This is a genomic window from Agrobacterium sp. 22-223-1, assembly GCF_053522385.1.
This window is the reverse complement of record NZ_JBNWCN010000001.1, coordinates 670,715-696,025: the sequence shown is the minus strand read 5'-3', so window position 1 is coordinate 696,025 and position 25,311 is coordinate 670,715. Positions and strand designations below refer to the sequence as shown.

The window sequence follows — 25,311 nt, the reverse complement described above, 5'->3', positions numbered from 1 at the left end:
TGATGCTTGGTTAACGCCGCGCGCGGACGCGGCTTCACGTTAATGTGTAACCATCTTCTAATGCGCGTGGCATGGAGTCGAGTTCGCATGTGCCGATCATAACTGTCCCGCAGGGCATCTCCACATCCGTCATTCCGGCCTCGAGCCGGAATCCAGCCGACGCGCATCGGCGCGGCGTAAAGACTCCTTTCAGCCCAAGGACTTGGGCTGGCTGGATACCGGCTCAAGGCCGGTATGACGGAAAGAACGAGATCGCCCAGCTACATTGAGGGCATGCCCACTTCGTCAGACGACGACGTGCGAACCCAGTTCCACCACGCGGTTGGCCGGCAGGCGGAAATAATCGGACGGATCGGCGGCGGTTTCGGCCAGCGCGATGAACAGGCGGTTCTGCCAGCCCGGCATGCCCGATTTCGGATCCGGCACCAGCTTGCGGCGGCCGAGATAAAACGAGGTCGACATGATGTCGAACTTGTAGCCGGTACGCCGGAGATAGCCCAGCGCCTGGGTGACGTTCTGGGTTTCCATGAAGCCGAAATGCAGTTCGACCACGACAAAGCGCTCGCTCATCTTCGTCAGCGTATAACGATCTGCGGGATGAACGCGGGGCTGGTCTTCGGTGCGGATCGTCAGGATGACGTTCTTGTCGTGAAGGACGTGGTTATGCTTGAGATTGTGCAGCAATGCAGCCGGCGCCGCTTCCGGATCGCCGGTGAGGAAGATGGCCGTGCCGGGCACACGCACCGGCGCATGGGCGCTTTCCTTTTCCACCGAGGCGATGAAAGCCTTCAGCGGCACATCGATACGGCGGGTCTTGGCGAAGAGGATTCTCGAACCGCGCTGCCAGGTGGTCATGATGACGGTGAAGGCGATTGCCAGCAGCACCGGCACATAACCGCCATCGTGAATCTTCAGGAGGTTCGCGCCGAGGAAGATCAGCTCCAGCGCCAGAAGCGGGGCCAGAACGGCAATGGCCAGCCAGACCGACCACTGCCAGCGCTTGCGCACAAATTCGAAGAACATCAGGCTGGTGACGACCATCGCGCCGGTGACGGAAATACCGTAGGCGGTGGCCAGCGCATCCGAACTCTTGAAGGTGAGCACCAGCGCCACGACGCCGAACAGCAGGATGGTGTTGACGGCCGGCAGGTAAATCTGCCCCGTATTGGTTTCCGAGGTGAAGAGGATTTCCATGCGCGGCAGATAGCCGAGATGGATCGCCTGACGCACGAGCGAAAACGCGCCTGTGATGACCGCCTGGCTGGCGATGATGGTGGCGGCGGTCGCCAGAATAACGGCCGGCAGGATCGCCCATTGCGGGAACATCAGGTAGAAGGGATTGGACATTGCCGCCGGGTCTTTCAGCACCAGCGCGCCCTGCCCGAGATAATTCAGCGTCAATGCCGGGAAAACCAGACAGAACCACGCCCACTGGATGGGACGGCGGCCGAAATGGCCGAGATCGGCGTAAAGCGCTTCCGCCCCGGTGATCGTCAGGAAAACCGCGCCAAGCACAACGATGCCGTAGAAGCCTTCACTGGCCAGAAACTCCACCGCATGCCACGGGTTGAAGGCGAAGAGGATGCTGAAATCATCGGCGATATGAAGGAGACCGGCCAGACCCATGACGATGAACCAGACGGCAGTGATCGGTCCGAAGAATTTCGCCACCGTGCCCGTGCCGTGGGACTGGATGGCAAAAAGGCCGATGAGAATGCCGACTGAGATCGGGATGATGAAGGCGTCCATTTCCGGCGTGACGAGCTTCAGGCCCTCCACCGCCGAAAGCACCGAAAGCGCCGGGGTAATCATGGCATCGCCCAGAAACAGCGCCGCGCCGATGAGGCCGAGCACGATGAGAACGCCGCGATGGGTGCCCGCCGTTTTCATCAGCAGCGCCAGCAGCGACAGCGTGCCACCTTCGCCGTCATTGTCGGCGCGCAGCAGCAGGGTAATGTATTTGAAGGTGACGATGATGGTCAAAGACCAGATCATCAGCGATGTGAGGCCGATGACTTCTTCCTGCGTCACGCCGTCATAGGCGATGGGCCGCAGGGCCTCGCGGAAGGCGTAGAGCGGGCTGGTGCCGATATCGCCATAGACGACGCCGATGGAACCAAGGATCGCGGCATAAAGCCCCTTGTTCTTGTGCTCGTCATCCGCATCCGGTTTCTCGGCAACATCCTTGTCAGCGATCTGGGACATGATGATCCTGGCTCCTCAGAGCCAGCCCTTCCAACGAAAAAAGAGAAACGGGATGATGGCGGACATCAGCATGACGATGAGCGCGAGTGGGTAACCGAATGTCCAGTTCAACTCCGGCATGAGCTGAAAGTTCATTCCATAAACAGAGGCCACCAGCGTCGGCGGCAGGAACACCACCGAAGCGATGGAGAAAATCTTGATGATGCTGTTCTGCTCGATGTTGATGATACCAAGCGAGGCATCCAGCAGGAAGGTCAGATTGCCGGAAACGAAGGAGGCATGTTCGTTCAGCGATTGAATATCGCGGCCGATCGACTTGCCCTGCTCCCGCGCGCCCTTGTCTTCGCGCACCTGATCGCTGGTGGACAGAAAGGTCTGAAGGCGCGCCAGAGATGCAAGGCTCACGCGGACCTTCGATATAAGCCGGTGATAGGCGGCGATGTTGCCGAGGCGGTCTTCGAGATAGCGCGGCGCCTTGCGTTTGGAACGAGCCTGGCTGCCGAGAATGTCGGCGGCGAGATTGTCGATCCCCGTAACCGAGTTTTCGAGAATTTCCGCCGTGCGGTCGACGATGGTTTCCAGCAGCTTCAGGAGCAGCGCCGCGCCGCTGCGCATCTCGTGCGGAACGCGGGTGATGGCGGCAATGAAGAGATGGAAGGATTTCGGCTCGGCGTAACGGATCGTCACCAGACGCTTGCCGGCAAGGATGAAGGCGACGTCGGTGAGACGGGGATCGTCCGAATCCGCCTTCCACACCAGGGAGGCGGTCATGAAGACATTGCCGTCTTCCATATAAAGCCGGCTGGAGGGTTCGATATCCTTCAGATCTTCGCGGGTTGGCAGATCGAGCCCCAGCAGCTTTTCCACATGCTGCTCTTCCGCCCTGTCCGGATTGACGAGATCGATCCAGACGATGTCGTCGGGAATCTGTCCGGAGCCGTCGTCTGACGACAGGCTGATCGCCTCGCAATTGGCGCGATAGGCTTTTATCAATCCGTTTCTCCGCTCCACATTGCAGGCTTCAGCCGCAATGCTGCTTAACATATCCTGTTTGCGCTCGGCAAACCCTTGGACGACACTTCAGGGAACGCCGGAACGAGCGGGATTTTCACAATCTCGCCAGCCCGATGGACCAAGAGCCAAACGGCGCAGGCGTATGCGCCCAAAGCGAGATGCAATCAAGCAATATTTTTTCTCGACAGCATTGCAGGCGAAGCATCTCTGTAGTTCAAATCCGGGAAGCCTGCTCGATACTGGCGATTAATCTTCTGTTTTCAAAGGATTATTCAAAGCGGGCAGACACCTGCCCGATTTTGCGTCCATGATTGCCGCGCTACTCGAAAACGATCTTCGGCGCCGCTTTTCTCTCGCCCGCACCGATGCGCGCCCAGACTTTTTCGGCAATATCGCGATAGATCGCGGCCTGCGGGCCATCGGGCTCGGCGGCGACGACCGGCGTTCCGGCGTCCGACATTTCGCGGATGGAGATGGTGAGCGGCACTTCGCCGAGGAAGGGCACGCCGATCCTTTCAGCCTCCGCCTTCGCGCCGCCATGGCCGAAAATATCGTAGCGCGCGCCGGTATCGGGCGCGATGAAATAGCTCATATTCTCGATGACGCCGAGGAGCGGAACCTCCACCTTGCGGAACATGGTGATGCCCTTGCGTGCGTCGATCAGCGCCAGATCCTGCGGCGTGGAAACGATGACGGCGCCGGCGAGCGGCACCTGCTGGGCGATGGTAAGCTGCGCGTCGCCCGTGCCGGGCGGCATGTCGAGCACCAGCACATCCAGTTCGCCCCAGGCCACTTCGCGCAGCATCTGCATCAGGGCGGACTGCACCATCGGCCCGCGCCAGATCATCGCGGCTTCCTCATCCACCAGAAAGCCCATGGACATGACCTTCAGCCCGTAGTTTTCCATGGGAAGGATGATGCGGTCTTCCTGCTGCTGCGGGCGGCCGGAAATTTTCAGCAGTCGCGGCAGCGAAGGGCCGTAAATATCGGCATCGAGCATGCCGACCTTAAGGCCGAGCGACTGGAGGCCGAGCGCCAGATTGACCGCGGTGGTCGACTTGCCCACCCCGCCCTTGCCCGAGGCGACAGCGATGATTGCCCGCACACCCGGAACGCCCACCTTCGACGAGCCGGGCTGTTGGGCCGGCCGGCCGGTTGCGGCGGCGCGGCGCGCGGCGGGTGCGGGTTGCTGCTGGCCGGGCTTGCGGTCGGCCGTCAGTGCCACGACCGCGCCGACGATACCTTCTACGCTTTTGGCCGCCTGTTCGGCGGCAAGCCGCAACGGCTCCATCTCCGCAGCCTTGTCGGCCGGGACAGTGATCGAGAAGTAGGCCTTCGCATCGGCGATGAAGATTTCCGAGACCATGCCGAGTGCGACGATGCTCTTGCCGCTGCCGGGATAGATCACCGCTTCCAGCGCCTTTTCCACCTGGCTCCTGCTGACCTCTGCCATATTCCTGCTCCGCTTCATCATCCGACCGGGTATTGCGTGCCATCCATAGACAAGCCGGAGCGCTTCGCCAATGCCAAAGCGCGACAGTCCGGCATTCGCGACGATTTAACGCTGCGGTTTCAGATTTCGTCGTCCATCTCGAGCGTTTCCGGATCGAAAACATGGCCGTCGAAAAAACAGTCGGGGCCGAGCACCAGACCCGTGCGGGATGCGCCGACATGAACAGGCTCACGCAGCGTGCCCTCGAGCTTCAGATTAGCGCCCGGCACCGGCACGAAAAGCGGCTTCATCGCCTTGCGGAAAATATCCGGCCGGTAGGCGTTGCGGGCCGCCTCCACCATGGCGGGATCGAACCGGTAATCGGCGGAAACCTCGCCCCAGCGCAACATCTGGCTGAAGAACCACAGGGCTTGGCTCTGCCAGGGAAAATTGGCGGCCTTGGCGCTGGTCACGAAAAACTCCTGAAAACGCTGCATGTCCCGCTGCGAGGTGGAAATATAGCCCGTCAGCGCCGGCAGCAGGAATTCGCCGTTCTCATCCATATATTGAGGGGCGGCGAGGATGCCGGCCAGTTCCTCGATATTGGCGGCATTGGCGCACCATTCGCCGGCACGGTAAAGGGCACGCAACAGCCCTTCGAGAAGGGCGGGATTGTCCTCCGCCCAGCGCTTCTTCGTAGCCAGTATCTTTTCCGGCGCATTATGCCAGATCAACGCCCCGGTGGTGACGATCCGGCCGGCGCCGCCGAGCACCACGGCGCTGCCCGCCGGTTCGGCGGTACAGAGCGCATCGACCTTGCCGCTTTCCAGGAGCGCCGGCATCGCCTTCGGCAGGGCCTCGACGATTTCCATATCCCGGCCGAGCAGCACGCCGCAGCTTCCGAGCAGGTAACGCAGCGCATAAAACGGCGTGGAGACGATATCTTCGACCGCAAAGACCGGCGGATTTCCGCCCGCCGCCCGGCGCGCGGCGCAGACACGGGCCATGGCGCGTCCAAAAGCCGCCGGATCCGGCAGCTTCAGCCCTTCGCGGTAGAGTTCGTCATAAAATCCGTGGGAAACGGTCGTCGCCGATCCACCGAGGGAAAGCGTGAAAACGCCGACAATATCGGCCGGCAGATCGTCGAGGCCGACAGCGGAGCCGACGGGAACCGGGGCGGGCAGATGCGCGACGTGAACGCCATCCTCGCCAAGCGTCGCAAGCACGGCGCGGGCGGACTGTTTTCGGAAAAGTTCGAGTTCTATGCCTTCATCGGCAGCAAAGCCTTTTTCGGCAGCGGCTATCAGCACGGCGCAATCGATAGTCGGAGAAAATCCTGCTTTTACCTTATGCCGTTCCGGCAAACGATTTCTCCTTTCCGGTGATTCGAAAAGAGGATCGCCCAGGAAGCGGTTTATCACAATGATAAAATTAAGATTTCGCTATTTTATCAGGCCGACCCGCAGCGCTTTTGCGACGGCCTGGGTGCGGTTGACCGTGTCGAGTTTTTTCGTCGCGCGGTTCAGGTAATGATTGATGGTATGTTCCGACAGCATCATGATTTCAGCGATTTCGGCGCTGGTCTTGCCGGCGGCGGTCCAGTTCAGGCAGTCGATCTCCCGCTCGCTCAAGGTTTCGGGAACCCTGAGATCGAGGCGACGGATTTCAGACAGCCGGGCAAAGACATGGCTGGAAATGTAAAAAAGCTCCGCAAGCCGGCTGGCGGGCACAGCCGTCTTGTTGCCGGAAAAGGATACCGCGCCCCGTCGCATGGTGATGTCGTGAACGGGAAACCAGACCGAATTGATCATCTCGAACCGTTCGAAAAGGTTGATCACGGTTTTCTTGGCGATTTCTCCGTCGCCTCTGACCAGAAAATCCATGGAGACGGAAAAGGGGACGGTCGATTTTTTCAACTGCGCCATCACCCGGCTGGTCTGGAGCATGCCCTCTTCATCGTAACGCTGCAGAAGCTCAGCCGGCCAGCTGGTGATGATCGTATATTGCGACAGTTCGCTCGCCACTTCCGAAGACAGGTCGAGCACCATGAAAGCCTTGAATTCCCAGGCCTCCGTCAGCCGTTTCAAAAACCGGAATATATCGAATTGCGTGTTGAGATCGGCGATCTCGCGAACGCAATCAACACCAATCGACTGAACGGCGGCCGTCTCTGTTTTCTGCATCAAAGCTGTTCTTCGAGAATGAGAAAATGCCGCCGCAAAGGCCCGCCCTTGCCCGGAAATCGTTGCGGATGTTACTCACCAAAACGATTCATGCAAACAAAAGTTGAAAACTTAATTCAGAATAGTCGAAAATAATATCGAACGCATAAGAATGGGTGCATGGCCGGCGGTTCCGCACGGGAAAATCCAGGGACTGCGCACCCTGTTTTCTTCAACCATCCGCAACCGGGGATAATCTGCAGGCAAGATCGTCGGAAATCCTGTCGGCGGTCTCGCGCACCAGGGGGGCCCATTTGCGAAGCTGTTCCACATCCACGCGATAGGCCGGACCGGTGACGGAAATCGCCGCGCGAAAATTGCGGCCGGGCGCCTGGACCGGCGCGGCGACGCAGTGAATTCCGATCTCGTGCTCCTGAAGGTCGAACCCGTAGCCATTGTCGCGAATGGTCGCCACCTCCGCCATCAGCGCTTCCGGCGTCGTGAGCGTGCTTTCCGTGAAGCGATGAAAATCAAGCTCCGCGGCCAGCTGCGCCAGATCGTCGGCTGACAGCAGCGACAGCGCCGCCTTGCCCACGCCGGTGCAATATACTGGCGAGGTTTTGCCGACCTGCGAATGCATGCGCAATGTGTGCTGCCCCTCCATCTTGTCCAGATAGGTGACCTGTCTGCCGTTCAAAACGGCGAGATGCACCGACTCCTGCGTCACCTCCTGCAAGGCCGCTAGATGGGGGGCCGCGACGCTGCGCAGGTCGTTGCCGCTCCAGGCTTTCGCGGCCAGTTGCAGCAGCCTCAGCCCCACGGCATAGGTCTGATCGGCAGCGTGATCGACAAGGCCTTCGGCAACGAGATGGGCGAGCTGGCGATGAACCGTGCCGCGCGGCTGGCCGCATGCTTCGACCACATCGGTAAAGCGCATCGGTTTTTCAGCAAAGGCGATCAACTCCAGCAGCGAGACGGCCTTGCCGAGCGTGCCCGTCTCAACTCCGGCTTTCCGTTGCGCCATCGGAACCGCATCAGGCTTTTGCCCATTGGGCTTTTTATTATCGGGCATGGCAACATCCACCATCATCTGCCTTGACATAAGCGTGACGCCAAGAGAATAATTCCATTTAGTAAAATCTAGTTCCAAATAATGGAACAATCAAGCCTTTCATGGACGAGATGACGCCGATGACGCAAGCCCAATTTCCGGACCTCAAGGATGCGGGCGTGCTCGTCACCGGCGGCGGTTCCGGCATCGGGGCATCGCTGGTGGAAGCCTTTGCGATGCAGGGCGCGAAGGTTTCGTTCATCGATATCGCCGAAGAGCCGAGCCTGGCGCTCGTCAAGCGGCTTGCAACGACGGCGCCGTATCCGGTCCACTTCTTCAAGACCGACCTTCGCGATATTGCGGCGATCGAAAAGACGGTGGAGGCCTCGGCTTCCGCCACCGGCGGTATCAAGGTGCTGGTCAACAACGCCGCCTGGGACGACCGCCACGACATAGACACGGTGACGGAAGCCTATTGGGACGCCAATCAGGCGGTCAATCTCAAGCAGATGTTCTTCACGGTTCAGGCAGCCCTGCCCTATCTGCGGCAGGCGAAGGACGCCTCCATCGTCAATTTCTCGTCCATCTCGTTTCTGCTCAACATGGGCGAGCTGCCCTCCTATGCGGCGGCCAAGGCCGGCATCATCGGGCTGACGAAAAGCCTCGCCGGACGGCTGGGGCCGGAAAATATCCGCGTCAACACGCTGCTGCCCGGCATGATCGTGACGGAACGGCAGAAGGAACTATGGCTGACGGATGAGGGCATTGCCGCCACCACCGCGCGGCAATGTCTGAAACGCACGCTCGTCGCCGCCGATCTGGCGGGCCCGTGCCTGTTTCTCGCATCATCGGCATCGGGCGCCATCACGGCGCAATCCATAATCGTAGACGGAGGCCTTCTATAATGTCCGAACCCGCTTTCATCGCCGTCGACTGGGGCACGACCAGTTTCCGGCTCTGGCTCATGAGCCGATCGGGCGCGGTGCTGGCGGAGCGCAGAAGCACGGAAGGCATGACCACGGCCATGCGGACCGGTTTTGCCGATGTGCTGCAATCACATCTCGACGCCATCGGTGCGCCGGAAGGTTTGCCGGTTCTCGTCTGCGGCATGGCAGGCGCGCGGCAGGGCTGGGTCGAGGCGGGTTATATCGACGTGCCGACATCGCTTTCGGCGGTTCTCGACGGTGCGGTTCGCGTGCCGGGCCAGGCGCGGGATGTGCGCATTCTGCCGGGGCTGGCGCAGCGGGACAAAAACGCGCCCGACGTCATGCGCGGCGAGGAAACGCAGTTGCTCGGCGCTCTCGCCTCCTCGGATGCCGGTGAAAAACTCGTCTGCATGCCCGGCACCCATTCCAAATGGGTGACCGTGAAGGATGGCGCCGTGACCGGCTTTGCCACTTTCATGACCGGCGAACTCTTCGAAGTCGTCTCGAAACAGACGATCCTTTCCCATGCGGTGGCCGAGGCCGAAGCCTTTACCGGCGCGCATGAGGCTTTCACGGCGGCGGTGCGCGACATCTATGCCAATCCGCAGCTTGCGACCAATCGCTTTTTCACCCTTCGTTCCGGCCAATTGCTGCACGGCCTCACCGCCACCGATGCCAAGGCCAAGCTTTCCGGCATCATGATCGGGCTGGAAATCGCCGGCGCGCATTCGACAGCGCGGCGCGAGACACCGGTGGTGCTGATCGGTTCCGGTGCGCTCGGCGCGCTTTACGAAGGCGCCTTCACCGCCCTTGATATCCACTATACGGTCATCGATGCAGACGAGGCCGTGCGGCGCGGATTGCTGGCCGCTGCAAATGCCATCTGGCCATAAGAAGAAAGATCGACCATGCGTATTCCCTTCCCTTCCATCAAATATCCGCTGATCGCCATCCTGCGCGGTCTGAAGCCCGAGGAGACCGAAGGCGTCGTCGGCGCGCTCATCGAAACCGGCTTCCGGGCCATTGAAATTCCGCTCAACTCGCCCGATCCGTTCCGCTCCATCGAGATCGCCGCAAAGATGGCGCCCGCCGATTGCCTGATCGGCGCTGGCACCGTGCTCAGCGTGGAAGACGTGGCCTCGCTGGATGCGGCCGGCGGCAAGCTGATGGTGAGCCCCAATGCCGACGCCGATGTGATCGTCGCCGCGCGCGTCAAGGGCATGGTGACGATGCCGGGTGTTCTGACCCCCACCGAGGCGCTGGTGGCCGCGAAGGCCGGCGCGACGGGGCTGAAATTCTTTCCCGCCAGCATCATCGGCCCCGCCGGCATCAATGCGATCCGGACGATCCTGCCGAAGGATCTGGTGATCGCCGCCGTCGGCGGCGTCTCGGACAAGAATTTCGCTGAATATACCTCGGCCGGTATCGTGGCTTTCGGTCTTGGCACCAGCCTTTACAAGCCGGGTATGACGGCGGCGGAGGTGCGCGAACGCGCCACTGTCACACTTTCAGCCTATGATGCAGCCATCGGAGGATAAGAGCTTGGCGACTGTTTTTCCCTTTGCCGGACGTGTTCTGGACGAGACGCCGATGCTGCTCGGCGAAGGCCCGACCTTCGACCCTGCGACCGGCACCGCCTGGTGGTTCAATATTCTCGAGCGGGAACTGCATGAGCTGCATCTCGCCTCCGGCCGCAAGACCGTGCACGCTTTGCCCTTCATGGGCAGTGCGCTCGCCAAGGTCAGCGACAGCAAGCAGCTGATCGCCTCCGATGACGGGCTTTTCCTGCGCGACACGGCAACCGGCGTGCTGACGCTGCATGCGGAGCTGGAAAAGGATTTACCCGGCAACCGCTCCAATGATGGGCGCATGCACCCCTCCGGCGCGCTGTGGATCGGCACCATGGGCCGCAAGGCGGAGACCGGCGCGGGCAGCATCTATCATGTCGCGAAGGGCACCGTGACCAAGCTGTTTGCCGAGATCAGCATTCCGAATTCGATCTGCTTTTCGCCCGATGGCGCGACGGGATATTACGTCGATACCAAGGTGAACAAGCTGATGCGGGTACCGCTCGATGCGGAGACCGGCCTTCCCGCAGGCAAGGCTGAAGTCTTCATCGATTCCACCGGTATCAAAGGCGGCATCGACGGGTCGGTCTGCGATGCCGAAGGGCATATCTGGAACGCCCGCTGGGGCGTGGGTGCTGTGGATCGTTACGATGCGGACGGCAATCACATCGCCCGATATGAGGTGCCCGGCGGACAGACGACCTGCCCGGCCTTCATCGGCCCCGACGCATCGCACCTTCTCGTCACCTCGGCGCGCGAACATCTCGATGATGACGCCATTGCCGCCAATCCGCAGCATGGGTTGACGTTCGAGCTGGGGGTTGAGGTGAAGGGCCGGTTCGAGCCGCTTTACAGGCTCTAAGGCGCGGCGCAGGCCGCACGCAACAAAACGTGGAGAGCCTTCTGGCAAGGGTTGTTCCCGAAACGACCTCCCTCATTCCTGTGCTTGTCACAGGAATCTAGCCAGCCCAAGTCCTTGGGCTGAAAGGAGTCGTTTCGCCGCGCAGACGCGCGTCGGCTGGATTCCTGTGACAAGCACAGGAATGAGGGTTGTGGGGATGCGCCGGCGCACACAAGCTTGGCCGAGATGCAGTTTTCTCCAACAAGCGTCACGGCCAAGCCGTACCGCCTCAGGAAATATCCGACAATATCTCGCGGTAATTCTCGTGCAGATAGCGCTGGGTCGCGGCGGCATCGGCGGGGCGGCCGTAGAAATAGCCCTGCCCCATGGCGCAGCCGAGCGCGCGCAGCTTTTCCTCTTCCGCCCGTTCTTCGATCCCTTCGGCCACGACCTCGAGGTCGAGCCCTTCGCACATGGCGACGATGGCCTTGATGATGTGTTCGGAAGGGCGGTCGCTGCTGATGCGCGAGACGAAGGCGCGGTCGATCTTCACCTTGTCGAAGGTGAAATCCCGCAGGCGGCCGAGGCTCGACTGGCCGGTGCCGAAATCATCCAGAGAAATGCGAACGCCGGCGCTCTGCAATTCGCTGATGATGCGCTGGGCGGTATCGGCGGAAGTCATCACAGCCGTTTCGGTGATTTCAAGCTCCAGCCGATGCGGGTCGAGGCCGACACGCGAGAGGATGGAGAGAATATTGTCCGCCGTGCTGGGGTCCATCAATTGCGCGGAAGAGAGGTTGAAGGACAGGAAAAGCTCACGCGGCCAGAACAGGGCTGCCTCCGCCGCCTTTCGGAGCAAAGCTTCCGACAGCGCATCGATGAAACCGCGCTCTTCGGCAAGCGGCACGAAAACGGCGGGCGATACGAAACCGAGATCGGGATCGTTCCAGCGAGCCAACGCCTCGAAACCGATGACTTTCGCCTCTTCCAGCCTGACGATTGGCTGGAAATGCACGTCGATGGCATCGGTTATGATGGCGTTTCTGAGCGCCTGTTCCAGTTGCGTGGCGCGCTTCATCTCCTGCGCGATCTCGCGCGAATAGACCGTGATCTGGCCGCGGCCACGTCTCTTGGAGCGATAGAGCGCCGTCTCGGCGCTTTTCAGTAAATCCTCGAATTCATCGCCGGCGAAGGGATAGATGGCGAAACCGAAGGAAGAGGACAGGCGAACGTTACGGTCGCCGAGATCGTAAGGGGCCGAAAGCACGTCCTTGATCATGTTGCCGATGCGCTCGGCACCGGTGCGCTCGAACACCAGCGGCAGCACAAAGGCGAATTCGTCGCCGTCATGGCGCGTCACGACCGCGCCATCGGGAATGCAGGCCTTCAGCCGGTGCGCGACCTGACACAGGATTTCATCGCCCGCCTGCACGCCGAACAGATCGTTGATAGGTTTGAAGCCATCTATATTGGCGATGCCGACCGTGAAAGGCGCCGGATCGCTGGAGCGCTCGCTGGCAAGCATGCGAATCTTGTCCCGCAGACGGTAGCGGTTGCCGAGCCCCGTCAGCGGGTCGCTGTAGGCCATCGCCTGCAGCTCGTTCTGGCTGACCTGCAACGTTTGCGGCTCTGCCCGTTTCATTCCTGCATCTCGTGAATCCTGTGTCAACCGCGCTCACAATGCAGGGCAAGTATTAAAAAAGCCATAGCCTCCCGACAAAGGCAATGTCAGGCCTGCAGCCGCAGGACATCCTTGCCGAAAAGCCGCAGGAAAACCGCCTCGACCATATCCGGGCTGACGGGTTTCAGCAGCATGTCGTCCATGCCCGACGCGCGGCATTTGTCGAGATCGCCCTCGAAAGCGTGGGTGATGACGCCGACGATGGGAATGTGCTTTTCGCCGCAAAGACCGCGCATGCGGCGCGCGACTTCGAAGCCGTCGATATCGCCCAGCGTCGTGTCGAGCAGGACGGCGGAAGGCGGCTGTTCGGCAAAGAGACGCAGCGCTTCCTCGCCCGAGGTGGCGAGCCGCCAGGAAAGCCCGAGGCCCTCGAGTATCTGCGAAAAGACGATCTGGTTGACCCTGTTATCCTCGACAAGAAGTATATCGCAGACGCCGCCGGTCTTGAGGATTTCAGGCAGGTCCTCCGTCATGATCTCCCAGTCCTCGTCGGCGGTTTTTTCCTTCGGGGACGATTGCAGCCCGGCCGCAAGATAATGCAGCAACGAAGCGTCTATCTCCTCTTCCTCGATGGTGACGACGGGCAGATCATGCTCGGCGGCAATATCGAGGCAGGCGACGCTCATCTGGGCGTCGACAACGACCACATCGATGCTCACGCCGGCGGAGGTCGCGACGTCGATGAAGGCGCGCTGCTCGTCCTCGCTCGTCACCGCCGCATGGTCCATGCCGCCCGCCGTAAGCCGGCGACCGGCCGCTTGTGCAAAGCGTCCGTTTTCAGAGACGATCAGCACCGCCTTGCTCTTTAAAACCCCGCCGCGATTGTCCGTTTCTTCGTCCTTGCCATAGGTGGAGGCGACGAAAGGGACATGTTCAAGCGAGGGGATGACGGGCGTGCCGTTGGCATCGATGGTGGCGAGAGCGGTCACGTCCTCCATCGTCGTCACCAGGAAATATCGGCCGGGCCTGCCCACACGCTGCTTGCGGGTGATGGTCAGCACCTCTTCGCCGCTCAGCCGCCGCACCCTTTCGGGGATGACGCTCGGCGTGCCGCTATCCAGCACCATACGATCGGCAATATCGATCCTTCCGGCGACCTTGCGCGAGTGGAGATCGAAAACGGTGCGGCCGAGAATGCTCTCGGGGCTGGTTTCGACCAAAGCGCAGGCGGATTTGTTGACGGCGGCATAGGCCATGTTCCGGTCCTTGACGAAGACGGGAAACGGCAGATTGTCGAGAATATCCTCGATGAGCTGCACGCGCTCGAGGTCGATGCGCCATTGCTCTTCGCGTTTCTTCTGTTCGGAAATATCCGCAACCACGCTGATGCCGAGGCCGGACGGCAGGCGATTCATGACGAAGCGCAGGAAGCGTTCTCCCTTCAGCCGCTCGGTTTTTTCCGATCTTTCCTTCCAGTGCAGCGCCAGCCGCTCGCCGATCCATTCCTCCCGGCCGAGCGGGCGGGCATTGGCGGAGAGGCTCTCCGCCTCGAGCAGATAACAATCGTAAAGCGCGCTCAGATAGTCGCGCAGCCGCGCGCCCGGGCCGATGACGGCCTCTTCCAGCGGAAAAAAGCTCAAGAGTTTCCGGCTTGCGAAAATAATGTGATCGTTCCGGTCGTAAACGACGATCGCCGCGCCAAGCGCGTCGCAAAGGGCATCAAGCATCACCGTATGAACGCCCGCGCCAGAGGACGCCAAATCACTCAACTGCAAACTCCCGCCTGTTTTTCAGGGGTCAGGCTTATGTTTCTAGTGGAATCGTCCAGGGCAAATGCCGGGATGAAACGAAAAATTCCGAAAAAGAGACATCAGGGTTTGCAACTTGAAGCAGTCTTGAGGGGAAGATGACGCTCACCCATATTCGACGTCACACACCGCCCGGCGAAGGCGGCCCCGTTCCTGCGGTCATTTCAAGCCGCCTCACCATAATCAAGGCCGATTAAAGGCGGATTAACGCTTAACGCCATGTTGACGGAAATGATCGAATGCCGGACAGGCCGCAAAACATGTGCAAATTTCCGCAGCTCGAGTTTTTTGCTTTCGAAGCCACGGCGAATCCGCGAAAATGACGATCATGGCCATCAAGCAGCTTTCAGAAACCCTCATCAACCAGATCGCCGCCGGCGAGGTCATCGAAAGACCCTCCAGCGCCACGAAGGAACTGGTGGAAAACGCCATCGATGCGGGCGCGACCCGGATCGAAATCGCCACGGCGGGCGGCGGCAAGGGGCTGGTGCGGATCACCGACAACGGCTCCGGCATGTCGCCTGCCGATCTGGAGCTTGCGGTCCGGCGTCACTGCACCTCGAAAATTTCCGATACGCTGGACGATATCCGCACGCTCGGGTTTCGCGGCGAGGCGCTGCCCTCCATCGGCTCCGTCGCCAAGCTGACGATTACCAGCCGCCAACAGGGCGCGGAACAGGGTTCGGTGATTTCCGTTACCGGCGGCAAGGTGTCCGATGTGCGGCCCGCCGCCTCGAATGCCGGCACCATCGTCGAGGTGCGCGACCTGTTCTTCGCCACGCCGGCGCGGTTGAAATTCCTGAAAACGGAACGGGCGGAGGCCGCCGCCATCACCGAGGTCGTCAAACGGATGGCGATCGCCTTTCCGCATATCCGTTTCGTGCTCTCCGGCACCGACCGCTCGACGCTCGAAATCCCTTCGACCGGCGACGATCATCTTGGCCGCATGGCGCAAATCCTCGGTGCCGAGTTCAAGGACAACGCCATCGAGATCGATGCCGGGCGCGAGGATGTGACGCTGACCGGTTTTGCCGGCGTGCCGACCTTCAATCGCGGCAACTCGGCGCATCAATATGTCTTCGTCAATGGCCGCCCGGTGCAGGACAAGCTGCTTTTATCCGCCATTCGCGGCGCCTATGCCGAAACCGTGCCGCATGGGCGATATCCGGTCGCGGTGCTGTCCATCACGCTCGACCCCGCCTTTGTGGATGTGAACGTGCACCCGGCAAAATCCGACGTGCGTTTTCGCGATCCCGGCCTCATTCGCGGGCTGATCGTCGGCGCGATCCGGCAGGCGCTGACGCGTGACGGCGACAGGGCCGCAACGACGGGTGCGAGCCAGATGATGAACGCCTTCCGCCCCGGCTACAGCCCGTCCGGCCTCCGGCCCTCGCCTTCCATGGCAGCCCCCGCGCCGTGGTCCGCCGCCACCTCGCCCTCCCGCCCGCTTGCGATTTCAGGCGGAGCGCAATTTGCAGAGGCGGTGCAGTCACGCTTTTCCGACATCACCATGCCGACGGCGCGGGCCGAGCCTCGGGACACTGACGAGACCACCGCAAGCCCCTCGCCGGAACCTGTGCTTTATCCGCTCGGAGCCGCGCGGGCGCAGCTCCACGAGAACTACATCATCGCGCAGACGGAAAACGGCCTCGTCATCGTCGACCAGCATGCCGCGCATGAGCGGCTGGTGTTCGAACAGATGCGCAATGCGCTGCATTCCAGGCGGCCGCCTTCGCAGGTGCTGCTCATCCCCGAGATCATCGACCTGCCGGAAGAGGATTGCGACCGGCTGATGGATCACGCCGCCGGTTTCGATGCGCTGGGGCTCGTCATCGAGCGTTTCGGGCCGGGCGCCGTCGCCGTCCGGGAAACGCCGGCCATGCTGGGCGAAGTCAATGTGCAGGGGCTGGTGCGCCAGCTTGCCGACGAGATTGCCGAATGGGACGCAGCCTCAACGCTTGCCAACAAGCTGGAATATGTCGCGGCTACCATGGCCTGCCACGGTTCCGTGCGCTCCGGCCGGCGCATGCGGCCGGAGGAGATGAACGCGCTTCTGCGGCAGATGGAAAACACGCCGGGTTCCGGTCAGTGCAATCACGGCCGTCCGACCTATATCGAACTGAAACTTTCCGATATAGAACGGCTCTTCGGCCGTAGCTGACGCCGCAAGCAGGCGGGGCTGGCCTTGCGCCGCGCCGGGCTATATAAATTTGAGATACTGGAGCACCAAATTGTTCAGGAAAACGCTGCGCCGTTTCGGACTGGGTGCCCTGACGGGACAGAGCAGGAGACGAAAACGGATGAACAGATTTGAAGGAGGCGGCAACCGCCTCGCCGTCATCGAATATCTCGACGGTGATTTCCGCATCGTCCAGACCGGCTCGCACGTCATCTGCGCCATCACCGGCAAAAGCATTCCGCTCGATGAGCTGCGCTACTGGAGCGTGGCGCGGCAGGAGGCCTATGTGGATGCGGCGGCTTCGCTGGAAGCCGAAAAGAAGGCTGGCAATTTGCCGGCGTGAGTTGGGAAGCGGCGCGTTGAGTATAGCGCATGTGCCTCCCCTCATCCCTGTGCTTGTCACAGGGATCCAGCCAGCCCAAGTCCTTGGGCTGAGAGGACTCTTCCCGCCGCGCGGACGCGCGTCGTCTGGATTCCTGTGACAAGCACAGGAATGAGGAGAAGTGGGTGCACGGCGGTTTATCTTCTTCGGTACTCTAAAGCGACGTCCGCGCATTGTCCCGCAGCAGGCGCGCACGGCAGTTCCTCACCGCCGTATCGATGATCGTCGCGGCCGCGTTGGGGTCGTCGAACACCATGTCGATTTCGATCACCAGGCTGTTCCACAGCAATTCTTCCGCCCGGCCGTGGTGTCCGTTAAGCCGCACCGCGTCCTTGGCCGTCGTCACCAGTTGCAGGTTCTCTTTACCGGCGTCCTGTAGAAGATCGGCGATCTCATCGTCGCTAAAATGATGATGATCCGGGAAAGCGCGCTGCAGCACGATGTCGCCGCCGAGCGCCTCGACGGTTCGATAAAACTTGGCGGGGTCGGCGATGCCCGCATAGGCCAGCACGCGTCTTCCCCTGAAATCCTGCGGCTCCTGCGGCGTGATCGCCGCCACGAAGACGGGTTTGGCGGCCTTTGCCGCCTGCCGGACCAGGGCATCGGCCGCATGGCCGCTGCCGACCTTCAGGAGCCCGGTCATGTGCCGCATCTGCTCGGCAAGCGGCGCCCTCACCGGGCCGCCCGGCACGAGATGGCCATTACCGATGCCGCGCATCGTATCGATGACGACGAGCGCGTAATCCAGCGTCAGGCGTGCACTTTGGAAACCGTCATCCATGATGATGAGATCGACGCCCTCCTTCACCAGCCGGTGTGCGCCTTCCACCCGCTTGCGGGAAATGACCGTGACCGCCTCTCGCGCCAGGAGCAGCGGCTCATCGCCGACATCGGCCGAGCGGTGCTGTCCGGGATCGACAAGGGTGGTGACGTCGAGCGTGCCGCCGTAACCGCGGCTGAGAAATCCGGGTTTCAGGCCCTTTGCGACGGCGGCTCTCGCAATTGCCATCGCCGTCGGCGTCTTGCCGGCGCCGCCCACGGTGAAGTTGCCGATGCAGATGACCGGAACGGCAACGCTTGCCCTCTTCGCCGTTCGCATCCGCCGGCCGGCGATCTTGCCGTAAAGAAGCGAGAAAGGAGACAGGAGCCACGCCTGCCATCCCGCTTTCTGCCACCAGAACGGCGGCGCTTCAGAAACCATCTATTCCCGCTCCCGGCCGCGTCGCCCACGGCATTCCGTTCGCCCGTCACATGTCAGGAGGTTGTTTGCCAGAAAAAACCGTAAATTGCAAAAATGGAATAAACGGGTTTGATGGAGCCGCACCCGGCCCGGCGGAAATTCCACCGGGTTCAGAGAGCCCGTTCCGGTAAAAGCGCTTCAAGCGCGGTAATGTCGTCGAAACAATAATCGGCGTCAGCGCCGAGACTTTCGCGCGAGCCTGTTCCGGTCAAAACGGCGATGCGCAAACCGGCACCGGCATTCTTCGCCATGTGCAGATCGTGATTATTGTCGCCGACCACCGCCACGCGTTCCGGCGGAAAGCCTATCGCCTCGCAGAAACCGAGAACCATGCCGGGCTGCGGCTTGGTGCCGTAACCGCTGTCATATCCCGCGACAAAATCGACATCCTTTTCGAAACCGAAGCGGATGGCCGTCTGGCGGATGGAGTTTTCATTGTCGCTGGAGGCGATGCCGAGCTTGTAGCCGCGCGCCTTCAACCTTGCGAAAAACGCCTTGAGATCGGTGACGGGTACGGATTTATCCGCCGCCTCGGTGAACAACCGGTCGAGGCGCGCCGTCAGCTCCCCGACATCGCAGGGCGAACCGGCGGCAACCAGACCAGCGGCGATTTCCGCCGTATTGCCGGCGGCCAGAAGGCTGTCCGGTACGACATGACCGGTAACGGGGTCCATGCCGCAGGCGGAAAGAAGCCGGTCGGCAAGAACGGGATCGCCCTTGGCGGCAATCGCCGCAAGTTCGCGGTTCACCGGACCCCAGCTGGCGTCATAGCCCAGAAGCGTGCCGTCCTTGTCGAAAAGGACTGCGGCGATCGATTGCGCCGCGTTGAGTTCGATATCCGCTACCATGAACCGATGGCGCTCCGCGGTTGCAGCTTAGCGGAAACGGTGAGCGGATTGATATAGGGTTCCAGCGCCTTGACGGTGGAGGACAGCGCGCCGCGCATATCCTGGATGACCCGGTTGCCCGCATCGATCATCTTGTAACGCTCATTGTCGTTGACCAGCAGATAGTGCACCGCCTTGGCCAGCATCTCCACATCGCGGATGATGCGACCGCCGCCGGCGCGGATCAGTTTCTGATAGGCCTCGCGGAAATTCTGCACATGCGCGCCAGACAGGACGGCGCAGCCGAGCATCGCCGGCTCCAGCGGGTTCTGCCCGCCCTCGGCAGTCAAGGAGCGGCCGACGAAGGCAAGCTCGGTCAGGCGCAGGTAAAGCCCCATTTCGCCGATGGAATCGCCGAGGAAAATATCGGTTTCCGGGGTGATCACGTCATTGCGGCTGCGGCGGGCGACCGAAAGATTCATGCCCTTCAGCATCGCCTCGACATCGTCGCCGCGCTCAGGATGGCGCGGCACGATGATGGTCAGTTGCCCATTGCGCGACTTGATCGCCGCATGCACGGTGGCGGCAGCCTTCTCTTCGCCGTCGAAAGTGGAGATGGCGGCCCATGTCTTGCGATTGCCGACCTGCTCGCGATAGCTCTCCAGCAGCGCCTCGTCGCAGGGCGGCGGGTCGGTGTCACCCTTGAGGTTGCCTGAAATCACCACCGGCCAGGAGCCGAGATCGCGGAAGCGTTCGGCATCGAGATCGGACTGCGCAACTACCAGCGCCAGCTTGGAAAACAGCGATTCAGCAATGTCATGCCGGGCTTTCCAGCGGTCGAAGGAACGGTCGGAGAGGCGCGCATTGACCCGGATTTGCGGAATGTGCCGGCGTTCCAGCTCCATCATCGTCACCGGCCAGATTTCCGATTCAGCGGTGATGGCGGCATCCGGCGCCCAGTAGGTCAGGAAACGGTTGACCGCGATCTTGATATCGAGCGGCACATATTGGTGGATCACATCGTCGCCGAGCCGCGTGCGGGTCAGTTCGGCCGACGTGACGGTGCCGGTGGTCAAAAGCACGAAGATGTCGCGCTTGCGAATTTCGCGGATCAGCGGAATAAGCGCCAGCGTTTCGCCCACGCTTGCAGCATGGAACCAGACCAGCGGCCCGCGCGGACGCTCGGCGCTCGCATAACCGAAGCGTTCGAGCCGACGGCGCTTGTCTTCCTTGCCCTTCGCCGCCCGATAGGAAAGATAGGGTTTCGCGAACGGGTAAGCGGCGATACCGGCAATGCGGTAACCGGAAAGAGCGAAACGTGCGATACGGCTGCTCATGACATTCTGCCCTTGATCATTCCGCGCAATGCCCTTCCCCTGTTCTTGTTGTTATCGCCGCCTACTTCTTCTCAAATTGCGTCATTTTTTGTCATCGGAAACGAAAGCGCGATCACATTTTCTCGCCCCGGTATTCCCGGCCTGCGCCGCTCGCGCAGGAATCACGGGAAAACTCGCTTTCACCCAATAGTATTACAACGCAAGGGCAAAAGGACTCAAATTTTGTCGTCCGGATTGAGAAGACGATGCATATGCACGATAAAATAACGCATATGAGCGTTATCGACAGTCATCTGCGCCTTGGACTTCCATGCGGTGAGCGCGGAAGCATAGTCCGGATAGATACCGACGATATCGAGCGCCTTCAAATCCCGGAACTGAACATCCTGAAGGTTTTCCAGTTCGCCGCCGAATACGAGGTGCAGCAGCTGTTTCTGTTTGCCAGATTCCGTCATGTCTTTGTCTCTTTCTTAAACTCTGAGAGAGGCATTCATCTGCGGGATTTCCCGGCAAACGTCAACTGTCAGACAGATGTGAAAACGCTTTCAAAAGTGCAGGCAGCGCATAATCTGCTGCGGCGCACAATGCGGGGTGGTTCACCTGCCGGCGATTATACATCAGAGGTTTTCCATCCAGCCCGACCAGCCGGCCGCCGGCCTTCTCCAGAATGAGGTCGGCGGCGGCGAGATCCCACTCGTGCGAGTTCGCCTTGACCAGCGTTCCGTCGATACGGCCATCCGCCACCATGGCCAGCCGGTAGGCGAGCGAGGGCACGTGCGGAATGCGCTTGACGCCGCCCCGCACCTCTTCCGGCAGATGCGCGATCACGTCTTCGGGCGCCGCCAGATGGAAGATACCGGCGTTTTCGCGCGCGGCAAAAACGGGCGCCCCGTTTTTCAGCGCTTCGCCGCCTTCAAATGCCGTGAACTCCTCGGCAAGCGCCGGGGCGACAAGGGCCGCGACCACCGGCCGCCCCTCATGCACCACCGCAACGCTGACGCACCAGGTGTCCCGGCCGCCGATGAAGGCGCGGGTGCCATCGATGGGGTCGACGACGAAGACGGTGGAACGGGAAAGCCTGTCCGTATCGTCATCCGTCTCTTCGGAAAGCCAGCCGTAATCCGGCCGGGCAGAGCGCAGGATGGTTTCGAGGATTTCATTGGCGGCGTAGTCGGCCGCACTGACCGGCGAAAGCCCGCCATTCTTCCACCAGACCTCGGGATCCTTGCGGAAGAAACCGAGGGCCGTCTCGCCCGCCTTGCGGGCGGCTTCGAGGACCAGCCTCAGATCGGAGGCCCAGCGGGCCTCAGCCATATCGTTCATTTTGCCGTCTTTTCCGCGCGCCTCAAACGGCGCGCCCGTTTTTCTCTTCGCACTTGCACACAAAGTGCCGGCGAAAACAACCCGCAGGCCGTCTCACTTGCCCGCGATCGTCATGCCTTCGATGGCGAGCGTCGGGGCGGCGACGCCGTATTTGCGGTCGATATCGTTAGCCGGCGTGACCCGCATGAACATGTCCTTCAGGTTCGAGGCGATGGTGACCTCGGAAACCGCAAAGGTCTTTTCGCCGTTCTCGATCCAGAAACCGCTCGCCCCGCAGCTATATTCACCCGTGATCATATTGGCGCCGTGGCCGATCAGCTCGGTGACGTAAAAGCCGGTTCCGACCTGTCTCAGCAGGTCATCCGGCGAGAGATCCCCCGGCTCCAGCGCCAGATTGGTGGAGGCCGGCGAAACCGCCGTGCCGCCGCGCACGCCGCGACCGTTGGTTTCAAGGCCGAGTTCCCGCGCGGCCGAAGTGGACAGGAACCAGTGCTTGAGAACACCGTCCTCGATCATCGTCATCTTCTCGCCGCGCACGCCCTCGCCATCGAAGGGACGCGAGGACGGGCCGCGCACGATCTGCGGATCGTCGGTAAGATAAAGACCCTTTTTCAGAACCTGCTGGCCCATCTTATCGCGCAGGAAGCTGGTCTTGCGGGCAACGGACGCGCCGTTGATGGCGCCGGCAATCGCACCGACGAAACCGCGGGCGATGCGCGGATCGAAAACCACAGTGATGTTGCTGCCGGTATCGACCTGACGCGGGCCGACACGGCGCACCACTTTTTCACCGGCGCGGCGGCCGATTTCTTCGGCGGCATCGAGATCGGCATAATAAAGGCGGCTGTCGAAATCGTAGTCGCGCTCCATCTTCGTGCCTTCGCCGGCAATGACGCTGACGGAACGGCTGAAGCGGCTGCCCATATAGCTGCCGGAAAAACCGTGCGAGGTGGCGAGAACGAGGCCGCCCATGCCGCTCGATGCACCGGCGCCCGAGGAATTGCTGACGCCCTTGACGGCCAGCGCCGCCTCTTCCGAAGCAAGGGCTGCCTCACGCAGCTGATCCGCCGACACTTCCGTCGCATCGAAAAGCTGAAGATCGTCATAGGAAGTGGCCAACCGTTCCTTGTCCGCAAGGCAGGCAAAGGGGTCTTCCGGCGAAACCTTCGCCATGGCCACGGCCCGCTCCGCCAAGGTCTTCAGGTCGAAGCCCGGATTGGCCGAAACGCTCGCCACCCGTCGGCCAACGAAGACGCGCAGGGAAAAATCGTCGCTTTCGGAGGATTCGGTGCTTTCCACCTTGCCGAGCCGCACGCCGACCGATTGCGAGCGGGAGCGGACGACAACGGCATCCGCCTCATCCGCACCGGCGGCGCGGGCAAGATCGACAAGCTGGCTGGCGCGATCGAGAAGTTTGGAAGAATCTATTTCTGAGGACATGAGTTGGCCTTTCATTCCTGTTCCATTTATTGTGCCAGCAACCCCGCATCAAGGGCGAAACGCCGCTTTCTCCATTCGGACGGTATTGTCGCCACCCTATTCGAAAGTCCGCCCGCATGACCGAGCACGACGCTCTCTTTTCCGAACCCCTGCTGCTTCTGGCCGGCGCGGTCATCGCGGCCTCGGTTTTCCGCAAGCTCGGGCTTGGCACCGTGCTCGGTTATCTGGTGGCGGGCATCATCATCGGGCCGTTCCTGCATCTGGTCACGGATGCGAAGGACATTTTCAACGTCTCGGAACTGGGCGTGGTTTTCCTGCTCTTCATCATCGGGCTGGAACTGAAGCCGTCGCGCATCTGGCAGATGCGGCGCGATATTTTAGGGCTGGGAATGGCGCAGGTGCTGGTGACGGGCAGCGTGCTGGCGGCCATTGCCTGGTGGGCAGGGCTGATCGACTGGCGCGGCAGCCTCGTCGCCGGTTTCGGCCTTGCGCTTTCCTCCACCGCCTTTGCGCTGCAAATCCTTGCCGATGACGGCGACATGAATACGCGGCACGGCAATCGCTCCTTCTCCATCCTGCTGTTTCAGGACCTCGCCATCGTGCCGCTTCTTGCCCTCGTCACTATTCTTTCCAACCGGCCGGATGTGCCGACGGATTCGATGGTGTCCGATCTCATCGCCTCCGTCCTTGCGGTGGCGGGCATGGTGCTGGCCGGGCGTTATCTTCTGACGCCGATGTTCCAGATCATCGCCCGCACCGGTGCGAGGGAAGTGATGATCGCCGCCGCCCTCTTCGTCGTCATCGGCGCCGCCGCCATCATGGAGGCGGTGGGCTTGTCGATGGGCATGGGCGCGCTGCTGGCGGGGCTGATGCTGTCGGAATCCTCCTACCGGCATGAGCTGGAAGCCGATATCGAGCCGTTTCGCGGCCTGTTTCTGGCGCTATTCTTCATGGCGGTCGGCATGTCGCTGCATATCCATATCGTCTATGAGCATATTTTGCTCATCCTGATCGCCGTACCGGCGATGATGGCGGTGAAGGCAGCCCTGATCTATGGCCTTTGCCGCATCGCCGGCTCGTCGCGTTATGCATCGAGCCGCATCGCGCTGCTTCTGGCGCAGGGCGGGGAATTCGGCTTCGTGCTCTTCACTACGGCTGCCGCCTCCGGGCTGTTTCCGCAGGCGACGGCCTCGATCCTCGTTGCCGTCGTCACGCTTTCCATGGCGCTGACGCCGCTTCTGGCGGTTATTTCACGCCGGCTGACGGCGGAGGATGCGGACGAGGACAAGCTGGAAGAGGATTTCGACGGCGCGGGCGCGGATGTGCTGATGATCGGTTTTTCCCGCTTCGGCCAGATCGCCTCGCAGATCCTGCTCGCCGGCGGGCGCGACGTAACCGTCATCGACAGCTCGGCCGACCGCGTGCGCCAGGCCGCCCGTTTCGGCTTCCGCATCTTTTTCGGCGATGGCACCCGCAAGGACGTGCTGATCGCCGCCGGCATCGAGCGGGCCGATCTCGTTGCGGTCTGCACCCACAAGAAGGAGGTGACCGACCGTATCATCGATATGATCCAGTCGGAATTTCCGAGCGTGCGCATCTATGCCCGCTCCTATGACCGCGTGCATTCCCTCGACCTCAGGAAAAAGGGCGTGGAATATGAAATCCGCGAGACGCTGGAATCGGGCCTCCTGTTCGGCAGGCGCATTCTGGAGGGGCTGGATATGGACGGCGAAAGGGCGCTGGCGATTGCCGACGACATTCGCGAACGCGACGAGGAGCGGCTTCAGCTACAGGCCGTGGAAGGCCTCGCCGCCGGCCGGCAGATGCTGCACAACAAGCCGGTGCGCGAGGTGAAGCCCGAACCGCTGATGAAGCCGAAGACCAAGGCGGAAAAGTGGGAAGAAGAAGAGGATGCGGAGGACAGCGAGACGGAAGTTTCGCTGTGAATTGAGTTC

At 61.4% G+C, this 25,311-nt stretch carries 21 protein-coding genes; 7 read left to right on the top strand and 14 right to left on the bottom strand.

From position 1 onward, the window contains the following. Positions 1-285: 285 nt before the first annotated feature. The 6 genes from ACQZ60_RS03385 to ACQZ60_RS03360 form a co-directional block, all read right to left on the bottom strand. Positions 286-2,205 carry a potassium transporter Kup gene (locus tag ACQZ60_RS03385; RefSeq protein WP_020809266.1) on the bottom strand — a complete coding sequence of 640 codons (1,920 nt, stop codon included), beginning with the start codon at positions 2,203-2,205 and terminating at the stop codon, positions 286-288. Positions 2,206-2,220: 15 nt separating this feature from the next. Continuing rightward, a complete protein-coding gene (locus tag ACQZ60_RS03380; RefSeq protein ID WP_003521041.1) occupies positions 2,221-3,198 on the bottom strand; it encodes a magnesium transporter CorA family protein in 978 nt (325 codons plus the stop codon). Between the two features lie 340 nt (positions 3,199-3,538). Next, a complete protein-coding gene (locus ACQZ60_RS03375) occupies positions 3,539-4,672 on the bottom strand; it encodes an Mrp/NBP35 family ATP-binding protein (protein WP_020809267.1) in 1,134 nt (377 codons plus the stop codon). Positions 4,673-4,791: 119 nt separating this feature from the next. Further along, positions 4,792-6,015 (bottom strand): CmpA/NrtA family ABC transporter substrate-binding protein, encoded by a 1,224-nt coding sequence (locus tag ACQZ60_RS03370; RefSeq protein WP_448734753.1) that lies wholly within the window; start codon positions 6,013-6,015, stop codon positions 4,792-4,794. Between the two features lie 78 nt (positions 6,016-6,093). Then, positions 6,094-6,834 carry a helix-turn-helix transcriptional regulator gene (locus ACQZ60_RS03365; RefSeq protein ID WP_020809269.1) on the bottom strand — a complete coding sequence of 247 codons (741 nt, stop codon included), beginning with the start codon at positions 6,832-6,834 and terminating at the stop codon, positions 6,094-6,096. 211 nt (positions 6,835-7,045) lie between these two features. Beyond that, complete coding sequence (locus tag ACQZ60_RS03360; protein ID WP_448734752.1) at positions 7,046-7,915, bottom strand: IclR family transcriptional regulator; 870 nt, start codon at positions 7,913-7,915, stop codon at positions 7,046-7,048. A gap of 71 nt (positions 7,916-7,986) precedes the next feature. On the opposite strand from ACQZ60_RS03360, the gene ACQZ60_RS03355 reads away from it, so the two are divergent. Genes ACQZ60_RS03355 through ACQZ60_RS03340 form a run of 4 tightly spaced genes read left to right on the top strand, consistent with a single transcriptional unit; the run spans position 7,987 to position 11,220 of the window. Beyond that, the gene (locus tag ACQZ60_RS03355) at positions 7,987-8,769 is read left to right on the top strand and encodes an SDR family NAD(P)-dependent oxidoreductase (protein WP_448734751.1); all 783 of its coding nucleotides are present in this window, start codon (positions 7,987-7,989) and stop codon (positions 8,767-8,769) included. Continuing rightward, positions 8,769-9,683: a 2-dehydro-3-deoxygalactonokinase gene (locus tag ACQZ60_RS03350; RefSeq protein ID WP_448734750.1), complete on the top strand. Its 915-nt coding sequence runs from the start codon at positions 8,769-8,771 to the stop codon at positions 9,681-9,683. The genes ACQZ60_RS03355 and ACQZ60_RS03350 overlap by 1 nt, the downstream gene beginning before the upstream one ends. A 15-nt stretch (positions 9,684-9,698) precedes the next feature. Beyond that, positions 9,699-10,328, top strand: coding sequence for a 2-dehydro-3-deoxy-6-phosphogalactonate aldolase (locus ACQZ60_RS03345; RefSeq protein WP_003521032.1), 630 nt, complete (start codon positions 9,699-9,701; stop codon positions 10,326-10,328). A gap of 4 nt (positions 10,329-10,332) precedes the next feature. Continuing rightward, positions 10,333-11,220, top strand: coding sequence for an SMP-30/gluconolactonase/LRE family protein (locus ACQZ60_RS03340; RefSeq protein ID WP_448734749.1), 888 nt, complete (start codon positions 10,333-10,335; stop codon positions 11,218-11,220). A 268-nt stretch (positions 11,221-11,488) separates the two neighbouring features. Here ACQZ60_RS03340 and ACQZ60_RS03335 read toward each other — a convergent pair whose 3' ends face one another. Together ACQZ60_RS03335 and ACQZ60_RS03330 are read right to left on the bottom strand one after the other, a co-directional pair. After that, positions 11,489-12,841 (bottom strand): putative bifunctional diguanylate cyclase/phosphodiesterase, encoded by a 1,353-nt coding sequence (locus ACQZ60_RS03335; protein WP_003521030.1) that lies wholly within the window; start codon positions 12,839-12,841, stop codon positions 11,489-11,491. Between the two features lie 86 nt (positions 12,842-12,927). Further along, a complete protein-coding gene (locus ACQZ60_RS03330; protein ID WP_051671862.1) occupies positions 12,928-14,547 on the bottom strand; it encodes a response regulator in 1,620 nt (539 codons plus the stop codon). A 409-nt stretch (positions 14,548-14,956) separates the two neighbouring features. Here ACQZ60_RS03330 and mutL point away from each other — a divergent pair, with 409 nt between their 5' ends. After that, positions 14,957-16,789, top strand: a complete 1,833-nt coding sequence (mutL, locus tag ACQZ60_RS03325) for a DNA mismatch repair endonuclease MutL (RefSeq protein ID WP_031233644.1) — start codon at positions 14,957-14,959, stop codon at positions 16,787-16,789. A 139-nt stretch (positions 16,790-16,928) separates the two neighbouring features. Further along, complete coding sequence (locus tag ACQZ60_RS03320; RefSeq protein ID WP_020809536.1) at positions 16,929-17,150, top strand: DUF2093 domain-containing protein; 222 nt, start codon at positions 16,929-16,931, stop codon at positions 17,148-17,150. A 193-nt stretch (positions 17,151-17,343) separates the two neighbouring features. Here ACQZ60_RS03320 and lpxK read toward each other — a convergent pair whose 3' ends face one another. From lpxK to ACQZ60_RS03290, 6 genes are all read right to left on the bottom strand, one after another. Next, positions 17,344-18,390, bottom strand: a complete 1,047-nt coding sequence (gene lpxK / locus ACQZ60_RS03315) for a tetraacyldisaccharide 4'-kinase (protein WP_020809537.1) — start codon at positions 18,388-18,390, stop codon at positions 17,344-17,346. A gap of 149 nt (positions 18,391-18,539) precedes the next feature. After that, positions 18,540-19,277 (bottom strand): HAD family hydrolase, encoded by a 738-nt coding sequence (locus ACQZ60_RS03310; RefSeq protein ID WP_020809538.1) that lies wholly within the window; start codon positions 19,275-19,277, stop codon positions 18,540-18,542. Continuing rightward, positions 19,271-20,593, bottom strand: a complete 1,323-nt coding sequence (gene waaA, locus ACQZ60_RS03305) for a lipid IV(A) 3-deoxy-D-manno-octulosonic acid transferase (protein ID WP_020809539.1) — start codon at positions 20,591-20,593, stop codon at positions 19,271-19,273. Before waaA ends, ACQZ60_RS03310 begins: the two co-directional genes overlap by 7 nt. A 215-nt stretch (positions 20,594-20,808) precedes the next feature. Beyond that, the gene (locus ACQZ60_RS03300; RefSeq protein ID WP_003521023.1) at positions 20,809-21,048 is read right to left on the bottom strand and encodes a DUF4170 domain-containing protein; all 240 of its coding nucleotides are present in this window, start codon (positions 21,046-21,048) and stop codon (positions 20,809-20,811) included. A 61-nt stretch (positions 21,049-21,109) separates the two neighbouring features. After that, entirely contained in the window at positions 21,110-21,916 is an 807-nt protein-coding gene (locus ACQZ60_RS03295; protein ID WP_020809540.1) for a 3'(2'),5'-bisphosphate nucleotidase CysQ, read from the bottom strand. Positions 21,917-22,009: 93 nt separating this feature from the next. Next, on the bottom strand, positions 22,010-23,356 hold the full coding sequence (locus ACQZ60_RS03290) for a TldD/PmbA family protein (protein WP_031233645.1): 1,347 nt from the start codon (positions 23,354-23,356) through the stop codon (positions 22,010-22,012). A 116-nt stretch (positions 23,357-23,472) separates the two neighbouring features. Here ACQZ60_RS03290 and ACQZ60_RS03285 point away from each other — a divergent pair, with 116 nt between their 5' ends. After that, the gene (locus ACQZ60_RS03285; protein ID WP_020809542.1) at positions 23,473-25,302 is read left to right on the top strand and encodes a monovalent cation:proton antiporter-2 (CPA2) family protein; all 1,830 of its coding nucleotides are present in this window, start codon (positions 23,473-23,475) and stop codon (positions 25,300-25,302) included. The last annotated feature ends 9 nt before the right edge of the window (positions 25,303-25,311 follow it).